This window comes from Rheinheimera texasensis (assembly GCF_964031785.1).
Taxonomy (GTDB): domain Bacteria; phylum Pseudomonadota; class Gammaproteobacteria; order Enterobacterales; family Alteromonadaceae; genus Pararheinheimera; species Pararheinheimera texasensis_A.
This window is the reverse complement of record NZ_CAXIRE010000013.1, coordinates 55,004-69,600: the sequence shown is the minus strand read 5'-3', so window position 1 is coordinate 69,600 and position 14,597 is coordinate 55,004. Positions and strand designations below refer to the sequence as shown.

Here is a 14,597-nt window from a genome sequence, read left to right as displayed (position 1 = left end):
AGTGAGTATTGAGATGCTACTGGAAAACAGAGAAATTGAAGTTTCAGGTTCGAACAGTATTCTTGGGTTCGCCACGACAGGCGGTGGTGCCTGGCAAATATGGGATAGATATTTGACTGTAGATGGGAAGAATGCCTATCACATCGGCAATATCTGCAATACGTGCTCGTTCTTTTTTGAGCGGTTGGAAGGAGCAAACCAGAGCCTGGGTTCTGACGCCATAGCGCAAACACTGAATGAAGGCGTTACATCACTTAATGCGCAGGTTGTTTCTGAACTTTCAAAGATAGTGCCGAATGAGAAGTACGAGGCTTTGCTGCTCCGTGCGAACCCACAACTCGTTCAATTAGGCGGCGACAATGACTACTTTTCGCATGAACAGGTTGCCCTTTGGGGTGTTGATGGGTTTTGGGGGCTGCCTCATTCGCCAAAAATTCAGTATTACCGTCTGCCAAATAGCAATATCTCGACAAGCGAGCTGCTCTGTCAGTTCGTCGTGCCGATGTTTCCCGGTTCATGGCTGGAAAGTTCGCAGATCGCTGAGTATGAAGCTCTGTTCCAAAATGGCAGTGAGCCAACGGCCCTGGCAATCAGCATTCTGGACATCAAGTCCCCTGCGGATTGGGAAGAGGGGCGAGAGATCACCAGTCATTGGTGCCTGACACATTACCTGCTGGATGGGCATCACAAGACCTTTGCAGCATCAAAGCTTCAAGCGCCAATGACGCTCATCTCGTTTCTAGCTGTTTCTCGTGGTATTTCTGCGCCAGAAGACATTGAGCGGTTAGTGGCTGTTTTGTCTGAGGCTAACCATTCACAGCAGGTGCGCCGGCCCTGACGGGCGGCGGCCTGAGTTCAAAGGTTACATTTGATAAGGAAATCCTATGCTACGCGGACTGAACCATATCACTATTGCCGTCAGTGACTTAGAGCGTTCTTTGCGTTTTTATACCGACCTCCTTGGCATGCAGGGCCATGTACGTTGGGACGCTGGAGCTTATCTGAGTCTGGGGGATCTCTGGATTTGTCTCTCCATTGATAAAGTCGCGCCGGCGCAGGATTATTCGCATATTGCCTTTGATATTGCCGAAGATGATTTTTTGTCATTTGCGGATAAATTAAGAACCGCAGGCGTGACTGAATGGAAGCAAAACAGCAGTGAAGGGCAATCCATCTACTTTTCCGACCCGGACGGGCATCGCTTTGAAGCCCATAGCGGCAGCCTGCAGACCCGTTTAAATTCTTTAGCTCTGGCCCCATATTCTGGACTGGTCTGGTTATAAGCAAACATCAGCAACAATCTGCGATTGACCGACCGTCAGCCGGTCTCAGACCGTCAAACGTCTGTGTCCTTTTTGGTATTTTTTCCGTGTTATCTCATCATTCAGGAGCCACCACCACATGGATCAGGCAGAACTTAAAGCGGTATTTGACCGGCAAGCGGCTGGTTACGCAGCACAACAGCAGAAAATTGCGCCTGTGCATGAGGGGCTGTATTTCCAGCTGCAATGGCTGCTGGCTGATTTGCCGCAGACTGCCCGTATTCTTTGTGTCGGTCTGGGTGCCGGCGCTGAACTGGCGTATTTAGCCCACAGATTTCCGCACTGGCAATTTACCGCAGTGGAACCCTCTGGCGCCATGCTGGAGGTGTGCCGCCAACGCGCTGAACAAGAAGGGTTTATCTCGCGCTGTACTTTTTACCAGGGTTATGTCGAGTCGCTGCCTGATGTCGGGCCACAGGATGCCGCCACTTGCTTTATGGTGTCGCAGTTTATCCTGGACCCATCGTTACGCTCGCAATTCTTTGCCGGTATTGCTGCGAGACTAAAACCCACAGGTATTTTGGTCAGTGCAGATCTGTGTTCAGACCTGGCTTCCACTGAATATCAGGTATTGCTGAAGGCGTGGGTCAGTATGTTACAGGGCGCAAAAGCGCCGGCAGATGCTATCGAAAGAACGCACAGCGCATGGCAAAAAGATGTGGCAATTCTGCCACCTGAAGCCGTGAAAGCGCTGATCCGACGCGGTGGTTTTGACGCTCCGGTGCAGTTTTATCAGGCGGGGCTGGTACATGCCTGGTTTGCCGCTCGCAGTGCCGGGGCTGTTTGAATACTCACCAGAACATCTGCCGATACCAAAAAAAATCAATAGCTTATAGCAGCTCGCGCCAGACAAATTGAACCAGCGGATGCTGCCGCGTTTTTAAATCGCGCACAAACAACTGGGCTATCCAGCTGGCGCCTTGCACTGACAGGTGGGTGTTGTCGATTTTGCCTTCCGGGAATTGTTGGTAGAGGCCGGCCGGCACCTGGATAAAATAGGCCTGGCTGGCGGCGGCGCCGAAGCGGGTTAAATCAGCGCAGCTTTGTGCGTTTAAATCAAAGAGTTCCACTTTTTCACTGGCAGCTACTTTACGCGCCGCTTCAGCGTAGTCGGCGAGGTTGTTTTCAAGTTTGCCTTGGTCATTAAAACTACGCCGGCAAATCGACGTGGCGAGCATGGGGATTGCGCCTTTGCTGCGCACTTCGCTGATAAAACGGCGCAGCAGTTGTGGGTAGGTGGAATCCACTGCAGCGTAACGCGCCGGGTCGTCTTGTTTCTGGTCATTGTGGCCAAACTGGATCAGCACGTAATCGCCCTGGCCTAAATCACTGACTAACAATTGCCAGCGGCCTTCATTTAAAAAACGCAGCGTGCTGCGGCCATTGGCGGCGTGATTGATGATGGACAGTTCCGGCGTCATAAAAGCGCGCAGCAGCTGGCCCCAGCCGCGTTCGGGATAATTCAGGTTGGTTTTGTCGGCCATGGTGGAATCGCCGACCAGATGCAGGCGCGGCGCTGGCATCGAGGTGCTAGTGCCGGCGGGAATACCGGTGGCTTGGGTGGATACAGGCAAAATCAGCAGTCCCATCAGGAAAACAGATACAGTAGCGAATTTGGTCATTTGGGTCATCCGGTTGTTGGTTTTTTTGCCGTGGCGGTTGTATGTCCGTAGCCAGGTGATTTTTTATTTGTGGTGAAGCCATTGCCGGGTTCGGGCCAGTTCGGCCAGCGGCTGCCAGTGCTTACCGAATACCGTCATGCTGGCGCTTTGCGCGTCGGCATAGGCGGTTTGTTGTGCCGGGCTGAAATTGTCGGTGAGCCAGGGATACGTCGGGCCCTGATTTTGCGCATAGAAGCTCCGGTCGCCATAACGGTTCGGCTGGTCGCGCTGTGGCTCTTGCGGATAAGTGCGGCGAAAGATCGGCTGGTTTGCCAGCGCGCTGCTGAATCTGTTGCCAGCGAGCACAAACTGGCCATCGTAATGGCGTCTGCCCAGTTGAAAATCAGTCACGCCATGGAAATTTGAGTTCAGCACCACCAGCTGCTGCGAGGCGGCCAGTTCACCGTCGTGCCACAGCGTTGCCGCTTTATTGTGATTAACAAAATCGCTGTCGAGCACCAGCGCGCTGCCACGCGGGCACAGCATATCGACGCGGCCGCTGAAAAAACTCTGCCGGTGCAGATACATGCCATGTTGTTTATTCCACAGGCTCATGGTATCGGCGCCGTTACTGGCAAACTGGCTTTGGTCGGTGATGATGCGGGTCGCTTTGGCAAAACCGCGCACGGCAAACTGATGCTCAAACCGCGCCGGATCTTGTGGGTTTTCTAAGGCGTAGCTGTTGTGTACCGCTAAATCTAACAGCTGAATATCACTGGCGTTGATATTGACCACCGCCGCGCCCCAGTCTTTTTCCAGATCGGCACCGGAGGGCAGGGCTGCGCTCTGGCGCGCCGCCAAAAAATGCTGGCGAAGTTCCGGGTATTGGAGAATGGTACGGCTCAAACCACTGCCGGCCAGCACCACTTTGTCGCGCTTGAGAAACAGCTTTTCGCGATAGTGCCCGGGTGCAATGCGGATCAGGGCCCAGCGGTTGGCATCCGGGCCTGCAGTGGGCAGGCTATCGAGAGCTTGCTGAATACTGCGATAGGGGCCTGCGACCGGATCAACCTGCAGCCGCAGCGGTGGCAGCTCTGTGTCCGCTGCGATAGCACTGCTGACAAACCACAGCGCAAAGCAGCAGAACAGTGCCTTATTGCAAAAGCCGCGCAACCTGCACCCCAGCCATGATAAATGGTGCCACACCTTTGGCATCGTCACGGATCACCGGCTCGTTTTGATAGTAGTCATAACTGCCGTCGCGGCCAAAACCCAGGCCTGCCACTTGTACCATTTGCGTCAGATGCGCCGTGCCGTTGGCGTCAACCAGCACAAACTGGTTCAGCAGGCCCTGATATGCCTGCAGGGTAAAGTCGCGGTAACTGCGGTCGATCAGGCCCTGATTCAGTGCCTTGGCATAAAAGTACACAAACATACTGCTGGCGCTGGATTCCAGATAATTGCCGGCAAGGCCCGGTTTATTCGGGATTTGGTACCAGACCTGAGAGGCCGGGTCGACATAGGCTTTTAATGTCACCGCCAGTTCCTGTGCCATTTGCTGCAGCGGTGCGCGTAAATCAGTGCGTTCGCGCGGGATATAATCCAGTGTATCCACTACCGCCATCGCTAACCAACCGATGCCGCGGCTCCAAAATTCCGGCGACAAACCTGTGGTTTTATTGGCCCAGACCTGCTGCTTTTTTTCATCCCAGCCGTGGAAATACAGGCCTGTGGCCGGGTCGCGTAATTTGTCGCGCACGGCAACAAATTCATGCACCACTTCTTCTAAACCCTGGCCGTTATTAAACAATTGGTTGTGGTGCGCCAGAAACGGAATGCCCATATACACGCCATCGAGCCAGACTTGATGCGGATACACTTTTTTGTGCCAAAAAGCACCGTTGCTGGTTTTCGGGTGGTCTTTCAGCTGCTCGCGCAATAACGCGGCGGCTTTTTGGTATTTAGCGTCACCGGTTTGCTCATAAGCGCGCAGCAGCACATTGCCGCTGTTGATGCTGTCGATGTTGAATTTGTCGCGCTGATAGCTGTGAATACTGCCATCGGCGGCGACAAAAGAGTCGGCCATCTGCAGCATGGCCTGGTTGTAAGCCGGGTTTGGCGCCAGCTGGTGTAAGTCGTCATACGCCTGCAACAGCAGGCCTGTGGTGTATTCAAACGTAGTCGGGCGTTCGCGCTCAAAATCCCAGCCGCCCCAGACATAATGCGGCGTCTGCAGCTGCAAACCGGCATTGGCCAGCTGCTGGCTCCAGTACAGCGCCTGCTGCGCTGTTAATGGCTTGTTGACAGCCGCTGTGGTGGCGGCATTGCTGATTTTGAGCCGAATTGGCCGGTCAAGGATTTCCAGCTGCTGCTGTAAATAAGCGACAAAATCCGCCTGATTGGTGATGCCGTTTTTCTCGCCTTGCCAGGCAGCCAGCAGATAATAATCCAGCTTGCGTGCCGGATTGCTGTTGCCAGAAGCAGCGTCGCCAACTTTGCCAGGTGGCAGCCCGGTTAATTCCATCACCGCCACGTGGCTGTTGGCATCTGCGGTCAGTTTTTGCAGTTTGCCGCGTTTAAACACCACTGCCATGCCAAGCAAATCGTTATTCAGGCTTTGTTTGCCATAAGTCGCGAGGTAAGTGTACTGATGACCGGATATGTCCAGCGAACCTTGCAGCAGTTCAGTGCCATCATGTTTCACCAGGCCAATCGCCAGATTATCCAGAGGCTTAGCATTGGCATCAGGTGCTTTGAGTTCCAGCTGATTTCTCAGTAAGCGACTACCCGCCTGCATGCTTAAGTGTGCGCGCACATCCAGCGTGCGGCCGGCGATTTGCCAGTCGTGATAATCAATGCTGAGTGAGGAAAATAACGGGCCTGACTGATGAATTGTCGCGCTGTGGCCTTTTAACACCGACACACCTTGTGCCGCGCTGCCGTCCCAATAACCAAAACCGCCGGCGCCTAACGACTTGCCAACTTTGAGTAAATCCAGGCCCCACGGCTGCATTTCGTGATAAGAGCTGTAACCGTCCAAACCGACCTGATGCAGTACCGGGCTGCCGGTAATATTGCCAAAAATATCAAAGCCGTTGCGCCAGTCGAGATAAATGCGGTACGCCACGCGGTCCGACTCAATGCCCGGGCCTTCGTAGCGGATAAATTCAGAATGATCAGTATATTGCGGCGGTGGAGTCAGGCTTTGCACATTCTCAAAAGTGCCGCCTTTGTAGACTTTACCTTGCCACTCACCACCGGTTTTTTGCGAAATTTCGGCGGCGGTGCGTTTCACGCCAGTTTTTGCCGGAATAGGTTTCACTTGCCATTGTTGCTGCTCGCCGGCGGCAAAATCAGCCATCGCCAGCAGGCTGTCAAGGCTGCCATTGCCGTCGCTGTCTATCAGCTGGCTGGGGATTTCACGCGCACCGGCCCACACCGATAAAGCGCCCGGCGTGCCGACCACCCCTAAATCAGTGAAAGCGACTGTCACCGGCGAATCCGGCCGGGCAAAGGCCGACGGATTGGTAACAGTTAAGGTTGCCAGACCCGCAGGGGCCGTTGCAGTGGCTGAATTCGCAGGCGTCACAGGTTTAGCGCACCCGCTGAACAACACACCGGCACAGACGCCACCAATCAGCAATGCCAGTGGCTGGCGGACCAAATAAACAACTCGGGGATTTTTAAGCACAGCAAATACCGTCCAAAAAAGGCAGCGGGCAAACAGACCCGCTGCAAACATCCAGGGCACGGAGTTACGGGAACAAGCGTCGCTCCGCGCCATGCCGGGAGAACTCCGGCACCGGTCTGCACCGGCGCCGTTTTCAAACATCAATACTTGTATTGCACGCCCAGGTAATACTGTCGGCCTGTCTCATGGTAATAAGTCAGGCGGTCACCGGCGCTGTCGACCCACTGGTCATCGACTTCATTGGTCAGGTTCAGCGCTTCGAAGCTGACTTTCCACTGCTCAGTGAAGGCATAACTCATAGACGCATCGACGTTGGTGGTGGCATTGGTGCCTTCCATGTCGTTGTTTTCACGGCCAATGGCAGTGGTTAAGTACTTGTCGCGTTTGGCTAAACTGACACGCGCATTGAGTTTTTCATGCTCGTAATACAGCGTAGCGGCGATAGTTGAACGTGACAGACCTGTCAGGTCACGTGTGGCCTGCACCACACCTGTGGTGTTGATGTAGTCCATTTGCGCCGACACATGGGTGTAGTTGCCGATAAAACCAAAGCGGTTCCAGAAATCTGGCAGGAAGGTAAATGGCAGCTGGTAGCTGACTTCATAACCTTTTAAATCACCGCCAGGGCCGTTTAACGGCGTGGTGATCGACCAGTCGACGTTTTCATTACAGCCGGTGGCCTCGCCATAACCCGGGCCTGCAGTACAGGCAGCAACGGCGGCCGAGACTGGTAAGCCGGTTTCTGTGAAGGCTTTGGTTTCACGCAGTGTCTGCACATGGCTGTCGATATCTTTCTGGAACAACGCAATGCCCAGCATCGACTCGTCGCTGAAGTATATCTCCAGGCCTAAATCGTAAGTTTTGGCGCGGGTTGGTTCCAGGTATGGGTTACCGCCGGCGACAGAGCGCGCGCTCCCGGAGACTGACACTGACACGTTCGGCCGGATAGCACCGAGGCCGGCACGCGCCATCACTTCGGCATAACCAAAGCGCAGTACCACATCTTCCCACGGCTCATAGTTCAGGTTCAGCGATGGCAGCAGCTCGTCGTATTTATGCTCGACTGTGACTTGGGTTGGCGTGACGCCCACTGTGGCCCAGGCGGTGGAGCTTTGTTCGGTCTCAACGCGGCGCACACCGGCGTTACCCCAGAATGGCGCTTCGTTTAAGTAAGTATTAAACGATGACATTAACCAGATGCCGGTGGTGTTTTCCTCAGCCGAGTAGTTGTCGTCACGGCGGAAATCTTTGCTGACGGTGAATACGCCCGTGTTGCTGTACAGGCCATATTTGGCGTCGATGGCGGCAAAATCCGGCACCAGCCAGTTTGGATTTGGGCCTAAGCCAGAGTTGTAAGTCTTAATTAAATCAGGTGTGTAAACGATACCGGCGCCGTTTTCAGTCTGGCGACGCGCTTCGTAACTCTCAAAGCTGAAGTCCTTTTTGTGCAGACCACCTTTGATCACCCAGACGTCGTTGACGGTCCAGGTCAGGTTTAATTCAGCACTGTCGAACTGGTTTTCCGCACCCAGCGGACGCAGCCGCACTGAGTTTGAGGTCCAGCCGGTCGGTTGGAAAATGCTGTCGCCGAAGGTCAGGATCGGATCCTGCCGTGCGCCATCGCGATAGTCGTAGCTAAAAGCCGCGCCGGTTTTTTCCATCACTAGCGTCGTTTGCACCGGGTTGTCGAATTTCGACACCGCAGTACCCACCATGGCATCAAATTTTAAGCTGTCGTTGATATGGTGGGCGAAGTTCAGGTTGATTTGGTGGAAGTCGGTGCCCAGTTCGTCAAAGCGGTTTTCCGCGCGCACTGTGGCATTGTCGAACTTGCCGTACGTCATGGTGTTAGTGTCGTCGATGAAATACTCCAGCACGTTCATATTGCCGGTATTGCCGCTCGCTGCAGTGGCAGTGGTGGGGCGGTTGGCACCGGCGTTTAAGATACCTTGCAGGAAAATTTCATTACGGCTGGCATCGGTGCTGGCGTACAGCATATCCAAATCGACTTTAGTGTCGTCGTTCGGCCGGTACTGGAAGGCTGCACTGGCGCCGACCCGTTCCATTTCATGGGTGTAGGAATCGTAACGGGGTAAACGTGGCCGGAACGCATTGTTGATGGTATTCAGTTCTGGCGCTGTTTTAGAGCCTTGGTAGCTGCCAAAGTCGTTGACGTTGGCCCAGCGTACGGTACTGGCACCCTGGTCTTTGAGGCTGCGCTCAGAAAAAGAACCGGAAATTAACGCACCGAATTTGCCGTCGGCGAAGTGGTCGCTGATCAGGAACGACGCTTTCGGGTCGTTTTTCTCGGATAAATCGTTATAACCGAGCTGGCCAGACGCGGAAAAGGTGAAACCGTCGTAGTCAAAAGGCCGGGCGGCGCGCAGGTCAACAGTGGCGCCTAAAGAGCCTTCTTCCACATCAGCGCTGGCGGTTTTACGCACCGTCAGCGAGCTGAACAAATCAGAAGAGAAAGTGTTGAAGTCAAAACCCCGGCCACGATTCGCACCGCCAATTTGGTCAGTGCCGCCTGAGGTGGAGATCGCTTCCATACCGTTAATACGAACCCGGGTAAAATCAGGGCCTAAACCCCGTACGGTAATTTGGCGGCCTTCACCGGCGGCGCGGCTGATGGCGACGCCCGGAATACGCTGCAGCGATTCGGCCAGGTTTAAATCCGGGAAGTCGGCGATGTCTTCCGCCATGATGGCGTCGATGGCGCTGTCAGACTGACGTTTGACGTTTAGTGCATTGGACAGACTGTCGCGGAAGCTGCCGGTGACTTCAATGACTTCAATGACTTCGATGTCTTTGTCTGCTTTGGCTTTTTCTGCGGCGGTTTGTGGCGTGGCTTGCTGAGCTGCGTCTTGTGCGGCCAGTGCTGAAGCACTGAAGCTGCCGGTGAGTGCAATGGCCATTGCCAGAGTCAGCGGTTGCAGGCGCCATGCCTGTTTGTGAGCTGCCATGATGTCTTCCTCGTCGGGTTTGTTCTTATGGTGCCATACGACCTTCGCCGTTGACGCTTTTTTATCAGGCCCGTCTTAAAGACAAGCCCTGTTGATTCGTTTTTTGTTTTTGTCTATCGGTGGCAAAATTCGCTTGCGTTTTTTTGCCACCGATGGCAAAAAGCTAACACCAAGCCATAATCACTGTCAAACCCAGTACAAAAAAACTGCAAAAAAAATGTGGATTTGCTGGGGTGACAGGGTGAAACTAGCCGGACACATCCATAAAAGTTGTTTATTTTCATATGGATAAAAATTTGTAATCGATAGTGATAACAGCACGCCTGGCCAGACAACATCAAGGCCGGCCACAGGAGAGACGGATGCAACTGCAACAATTGTTTGGCCTGACCGGCAAAAAAGCCTTAGTGACTGGTGCCAGCCGTGGCCTGGGTCAGGCCATTGCGATGGCGCTGGCTGATGCCGGTGCTGAAGTCCTGTGCGCCAGCTCCGGCAGTGGCGGCAGCGATGCGACTGTCGCCGCTATTCGCCAGCAAGGCGGTTTAGCCCAGGCATTTTCAGCCGATTTGGCCGACAGCAATGCCGTGGTGCAGCTCGCCGAAAAAACACTGGATTACGCCGGTCAGATAGACATTCTGGTCAACTGCGGTGGCACTATCAGCCGCACGCCGGCAGTGGATTTTGCTTTTAGCGACTGGCAACAAAATTTAGCGGTAAACCTCGACGCCACTTTCTTGCTGAGCCAGCGCTTAGGCACGGCGATGATTGAACGCAGAAGCGGCAAAATTATTAATATCGCCTCGATGCTGTCTTACAGCGGCGGCATCACAGTGCCGGCTTATACCGCCAGTAAACATGCGGTAGTTGGCCTGACGCGGGCGCTGGCCAATGAATGGGCTGGCTTTGGTGTGAACGTTAATGCGATTGCGCCGGGGTATTTTAAAACCGACAACACGGCAGCGCTGCAGGCCAACGCTGACCGTAATCAACAAATTTTAAGCCGCCTGCCGGCCGGCCGCTGGGGTGAACCGGCGGATTTGGCCGGTGCGGCGATATTCCTCGCCTCCAGCGCCAGTGACTATGTGCATGGCCATGTACTCGCCGTAGATGGCGGCTGGCTGGCACGATAGATCAATTTCAGTCGAATTTTTGGAGTTTTTATGAGCATTGTTTTTACCAACCGCTACGCCACCCATCCGGATGATGTGAAGCATTACGACACCGACAAGCTGCGTCAGCATTTTTTGCTGGATAACCTGATGCAGCCTGACACCCTGGTGCTGAACTACACCCACTATGAGCGGCTGATTGTCGGCAGCGCCGTCCCGGTCAAAGGCCCGGTGTTGCTGCAAACGGTCGATGCGTTGAAAACCGAATATTTTTTAGAGCGGCGTGAACTCGGTGTGATAAATACCGGCGGCGCCGGCGTGGTCGAAGTCGACGGTACGGCTTATCCGCTGAATTTTCGCGAAGCACTGTATGTTGGTAAAGGCGCACGCGACGTGCGCTTTGTCTCCAACGATGCGGCGGATCCGGCCAAGTTTTATCTGAATTCAACGCCGGCACATCATCAATATCCGAACCGGCATATCACGATGGCCGACTGTAATGTACTGCACATGGGCGCGCTTGAGACCAGCAACAAACGCGACATTTATCAGCTGATGATTAAAGGTGTGGTCGACACTTGCCAGCTGCAAATGGGCCTCACCGTGCTGCATCCGGGTAGTGTCTGGAACACTATGCCGGCGCACCAGCATGACCGGCGGATGGAAGCCTATTTCTATTTTGGCCTCAGTGAAGGCCAGCAGGTTTGCCACTTTATGGGCGAACCACAACAAACCCGGCATATTTTTACCGGCAATGATCAGGCGGTGGTGTCGCCGCCCTGGTCTATTCACAGCGGTTGCGGCACCGGTAGCTACACCTTTATCTGGGGTATGGCCGGCGAAAACCACGATTACAACGATATGGATAAATTCCCGGCCAGCGCCTTGCGTTAGTTGCGGATCCAACTTTATAAACCGGCGTCGGCACCATAAAAAATTACAGCCAGCGCCTTTTCTCGACAGGGGAGAAGACATGAAAAGCTTGTTGCGCCGCAGCGGCGTGCTGGCGCTGAGTATGCTACTCAGTGTCCTGCTCAGCAGCTGCAGCAAACCCGAAGAACAGGTGCTGACCTTGCGCATGGCTCATACGCTGGACCAGGAGCATGTGGTGCACAAAGCCATGGTGAAGCTGGCCGAACGGCTTGAGCATTATTCGCATGGCACGATGAAGATCCGCATTTACAGCGGTGGTCAGCTCGGTTCTGAGCGCGAACTGATTGAGTTGCTGCAGATTGGTTCGCTGGCGCTGACCAAAGTGTCCGCCGCACCGCTGGAAGGTTTTGCGCCCAATATGCAGCTGTTCAGCGTGCCTTATGTGTTTCGCGACGAACAGCAGCTGTGGCAAGTGCTACAGGGCGACATTGGTCGCCAGTTGCTGGCAGAGCTTAAGCCGGTGCGGCTCAAAGGCCTCGGTTATTACGACGCCGGCAGCCGCAGTTTTTATACCACCAACAAAAAAATCACCACGCCGGCGGATTTAGCCGGGCAAAAATTCCGCGTGCCAAATAGCCAGACTGCGGTGCAAATGGTGCAAACCTTAGGCGGCGCCGCCACACCGGTCGATTGGGGTGAGCTTTACACTGCGCTGCAGCAAGGCGTAGTCGATGGCGCCGAAAATAACCCGCCGAGTTTTTACCTGTCGCGCCATTACGAACTATCCAAATATTACGTGCTGGATGAACACACCGCGGTGCCGGATGTGATTCTGATGAGCCAGCATATCTGGAATACCTTAACCGCTGAGCAACAAGGCTGGCTGGAGCAGGCTTTTGCTGATTCCCAAGCCTGGCAGCGTGACGCCTGGCAGGCGCAAACCCGTGAGGCGCTTGATAAAGTCAAAGCGGCCGGTGTGGAAGTCATTTATCCGGATAAACAGCCCTTTATCGCTGCAGTGCAACCGCTGCATCAGGCATTAAAAGACACGCCGGTCGGCGCTTTGATGGCAAAAATTGCTGCTTTACCGCCTGTAACAGCTCCGGCTGCTGCAGTGCCAGCTGCGCAGGAGGATCACCATGAATAAAACCGTATTCTGGCTGGATGAAGCGTTAAAACGCCTGCTGATTGGCCTGATGGCGGCCATCGTTCTGGTGGTGTGCTGGCAGGTGGTGTCGCGTTTTATTCTCGGCGAGCCAAGCTCAATGACCGAAGAAATTTCCCGCACGCTGTTGCTGTGGATTGGCATGCTCGGCGCGGCGCTGGCCTATCGCACCGGCCAGCATCTGGGCCTGGATATTCTGACCTCTAAATTCGCGCCGCAGTGGCAGCGCCGGGTGGCGATTTTACTGACCGCGCTGGTGGTGTTGTTTGCGCTGGCGGTGATGGTCGGTGGCGGTGGGGCGCTGGTGCAGCTTACGTTTGAGCTCAATCAAATGTCGGCAGCTTTAGGTATTCGCGTCGCCTGGATTTATCTGGCCTTGCCGCTGGCCGGGTTTTTGATTGCATTTTATGGCGTCTGCCAGCTGATTTGTTTATGGCGTGGCGACACGCTGACGCCCACCGGAGGCTGCGAATAATGGAAATGTCTGCATTGGTGCTGTTGGGCATCTTTTTTGTCCTGCTGTTTTTAAATGTGCCGATTTCGTTTTGTATTGGCCTCGCCACGCTTGGCACAATGTTACTCAGTATGGATTTACTGCCGGCGCTGACGACGTTGGCACAGCGCATGGCCGGTGGTCTGAATAGTTTTGCTTTGCTCGCCATCCCGTTTTTTGTGTTGTCGGGGTTGTTGATGGGGCGCGGTGGCATCGCCAAACGGCTGATTGAATGTGCGATGGCGCTGGTCGGCGCGCTGCCGGGTGGTTTGGCGCTGGTGAACGTGTTGTCCTGTATGTTGTTTGGCGCTATTTCCGGTTCGGCCGTGGCGGCCACTTCGGCGATTGGCAGTTTTATGCTGCCGGAGATGAAAAAACAGGGTTATGACGATTCTTACAGCGCAGCGGTCACTGCCGCCGCCGCCACCACCGGTATGCTGATCCCGCCGTCAAATATCATGATTGTCTATGCGATTGCGAGCGGTGGGGTGTCTATTGCTGCGCTGTTTGTCGCCGGTTATTTGCCGGGCATTTTACTCGGTGTGGCGCTGATGATTGTTTGTGCCGGTTATGCCCGCGTCAAAGGCTATCCGGTCGGGGCGCGTTTACCACTGAAGCTGGTGGTCAGTAAAATCGCTGCTGCTGTGCCGAGTTTGCTGATGATCATCGTGGTAATTGGCGGCATCATTAAAGGCGCCTTTACCGCGACCGAAGCCGGCGCTATCGCAGTGGTGTATTCCTTTGTACTGGCGGTGCTGGTGTATAAAGAAGTGGCCTGGGCCGATTTGGGTAAAATTCTGCTGAAATCAACCGAAACCACCGCCATTGTGCTGGCGCTGATTGCCACTTCTGCCGCGATGTCGTGGATTTTGTCTTATGAAAATATCCCGCAAAGCATCAGTACAGGTTTACTGGCTTTAAGTGAAAACCCGCTGATTATCCTGCTGATTATTAACCTGATTTTGTTAGTGGTCGGTGCATTTATGGATATGACACCAGCGGTGCTGATCTTCACGCCGATTTTCCTGCCGGTGGCGGTGGAGCTTGGTGTGTCGCCGCTGCACTTTGGCATCATGATGATCCTGAACCTGTCGATTGGTCTGGTGTCGCCGCCGGTCGGCAGTGTGCTGTTTGTGGCCTGTGCCGTGGCCAAAGTGAAGCTGGAGCAGATGATCAAGCCGCTGCTGCCAATGTATGCCGCGATGTTTGTGGTGCTGATGCTGGTGACTTATATTCCGGCGATCAGCGAATGGTTGCCGGCATTTGTCGGTTTGTAATGGCGCAATTGGTCAAAGCAGTAACACCGCTGGTTGGTGTAGCACTTCCATCGCTTGTTCATTAGAATGGCGCTACCGGTCCTTTATCCGCACAGGAACA

The 14,597-nt window shown here is 54.3% G+C and carries 12 protein-coding genes; 8 read left to right on the top strand and 4 right to left on the bottom strand.

The features are described from left to right. Position 1: 1 nt before the first annotated feature. The 3 genes from ABNT34_RS03450 (at position 2) to ABNT34_RS03440 (ending at position 2,109) form a co-directional block, all read left to right on the top strand. Positions 2 to 838: a hypothetical protein gene (locus ABNT34_RS03450; RefSeq protein WP_348728824.1), complete on the top strand. Its 837-nt coding sequence runs from the start codon at positions 2 to 4 to the stop codon at positions 836 to 838. A 46-nt stretch (positions 839 to 884) separates the two neighbouring features. Next, complete coding sequence (gene fos, locus ABNT34_RS03445; protein ID WP_348728822.1) at positions 885 to 1,283, top strand: fosfomycin resistance glutathione transferase; 399 nt, start codon at positions 885 to 887, stop codon at positions 1,281 to 1,283. A gap of 118 nt (positions 1,284 to 1,401) precedes the next feature. Beyond that, entirely contained in the window at positions 1,402 to 2,109 is a 708-nt protein-coding gene (locus ABNT34_RS03440; RefSeq protein WP_348728821.1) for a class I SAM-dependent methyltransferase, read from the top strand. A gap of 43 nt (positions 2,110 to 2,152) precedes the next feature. On the opposite strand, the gene ABNT34_RS03435 is transcribed toward ABNT34_RS03440, so the two are convergent. The 4 genes from ABNT34_RS03435 to ABNT34_RS03420 form a co-directional block, all read right to left on the bottom strand. After that, entirely contained in the window at positions 2,153 to 2,944 is a 792-nt protein-coding gene (locus ABNT34_RS03435; protein ID WP_348728819.1) for a rhamnogalacturonan acetylesterase, read from the bottom strand. Between the two features lie 63 nt (positions 2,945 to 3,007). Then, on the bottom strand, positions 3,008 to 4,096 hold the full coding sequence (locus ABNT34_RS03430) for a hypothetical protein (protein ID WP_348728818.1): 1,089 nt from the start codon (positions 4,094 to 4,096) through the stop codon (positions 3,008 to 3,010). Continuing rightward, complete coding sequence (locus tag ABNT34_RS03425) at positions 4,077 to 6,614, bottom strand: glycoside hydrolase family 88 protein (RefSeq protein WP_348728817.1); 2,538 nt, start codon at positions 6,612 to 6,614, stop codon at positions 4,077 to 4,079. Before ABNT34_RS03425 ends, ABNT34_RS03430 begins: the two co-directional genes overlap by 20 nt. A 140-nt stretch (positions 6,615 to 6,754) precedes the next feature. After that, the gene (locus ABNT34_RS03420) at positions 6,755 to 9,580 is read right to left on the bottom strand and encodes a TonB-dependent receptor (RefSeq protein WP_348728815.1); all 2,826 of its coding nucleotides are present in this window, start codon (positions 9,578 to 9,580) and stop codon (positions 6,755 to 6,757) included. Between the two features lie 362 nt (positions 9,581 to 9,942). Here ABNT34_RS03420 and ABNT34_RS03415 point away from each other — a divergent pair, with 362 nt between their 5' ends. From ABNT34_RS03415 to ABNT34_RS03395, 5 genes are all read left to right on the top strand, one after another. Next, on the top strand, positions 9,943 to 10,710 hold the full coding sequence (locus ABNT34_RS03415; RefSeq protein ID WP_348728813.1) for an SDR family oxidoreductase: 768 nt from the start codon (positions 9,943 to 9,945) through the stop codon (positions 10,708 to 10,710). A gap of 30 nt (positions 10,711 to 10,740) precedes the next feature. Further along, positions 10,741 to 11,583, top strand: coding sequence for a 5-dehydro-4-deoxy-D-glucuronate isomerase (gene kduI, locus ABNT34_RS03410; RefSeq protein ID WP_348728811.1), 843 nt, complete (start codon positions 10,741 to 10,743; stop codon positions 11,581 to 11,583). 79 nt (positions 11,584 to 11,662) lie between these two features. Next, positions 11,663 to 12,709 carry a TRAP transporter substrate-binding protein gene (locus tag ABNT34_RS03405; RefSeq protein WP_348728810.1) on the top strand — a complete coding sequence of 349 codons (1,047 nt, stop codon included), beginning with the start codon at positions 11,663 to 11,665 and terminating at the stop codon, positions 12,707 to 12,709. After that, positions 12,702 to 13,202, top strand: a complete 501-nt coding sequence (locus ABNT34_RS03400; protein WP_348728808.1) for a TRAP transporter small permease — start codon at positions 12,702 to 12,704, stop codon at positions 13,200 to 13,202. The genes ABNT34_RS03405 and ABNT34_RS03400 overlap by 8 nt, the downstream gene beginning before the upstream one ends. Beyond that, the gene (locus tag ABNT34_RS03395) at positions 13,202 to 14,497 is read left to right on the top strand and encodes a TRAP transporter large permease (RefSeq protein ID WP_348728806.1); all 1,296 of its coding nucleotides are present in this window, start codon (positions 13,202 to 13,204) and stop codon (positions 14,495 to 14,497) included. The genes ABNT34_RS03400 and ABNT34_RS03395 overlap by 1 nt, the downstream gene beginning before the upstream one ends. Positions 14,498 to 14,597: the final 100 nt, after the last annotated feature.

What these genes read in the sequence shown, in the direction of transcription:
- fos (WP_348728822.1), top strand. Translation starts at nt 885, where the DNA reads ATGCTACGCGGACTGAACCATATCACTATTGCCGTCAGTGACTTAGAG.
- ABNT34_RS03440 (WP_348728821.1), top strand. Translation starts at nt 1,402, where the DNA reads ATGGATCAGGCAGAACTTAAAGCGGTATTTGACCGGCAAGCGGCTGGT.
- ABNT34_RS03435 (WP_348728819.1), bottom strand. Translation starts at nt 2,944, where the DNA reads ATGACCAAATTCGCTACTGTATCTGTTTTCCTGATGGGACTGCTGATT.
- ABNT34_RS03420 (WP_348728815.1), bottom strand. Translation starts at nt 9,580, where the DNA reads ATGGCAGCTCACAAACAGGCATGGCGCCTGCAACCGCTGACTCTGGCA.
- ABNT34_RS03415 (WP_348728813.1), top strand. Translation starts at nt 9,943, where the DNA reads ATGCAACTGCAACAATTGTTTGGCCTGACCGGCAAAAAAGCCTTAGTG.
- kduI (WP_348728811.1), top strand. Translation starts at nt 10,741, where the DNA reads ATGAGCATTGTTTTTACCAACCGCTACGCCACCCATCCGGATGATGTG.
- ABNT34_RS03405 (WP_348728810.1), top strand. Translation starts at nt 11,663, where the DNA reads ATGAAAAGCTTGTTGCGCCGCAGCGGCGTGCTGGCGCTGAGTATGCTA.
- ABNT34_RS03400 (WP_348728808.1), top strand. Translation starts at nt 12,702, where the DNA reads ATGAATAAAACCGTATTCTGGCTGGATGAAGCGTTAAAACGCCTGCTG.
- ABNT34_RS03395 (WP_348728806.1), top strand. Translation starts at nt 13,202, where the DNA reads ATGGAAATGTCTGCATTGGTGCTGTTGGGCATCTTTTTTGTCCTGCTG.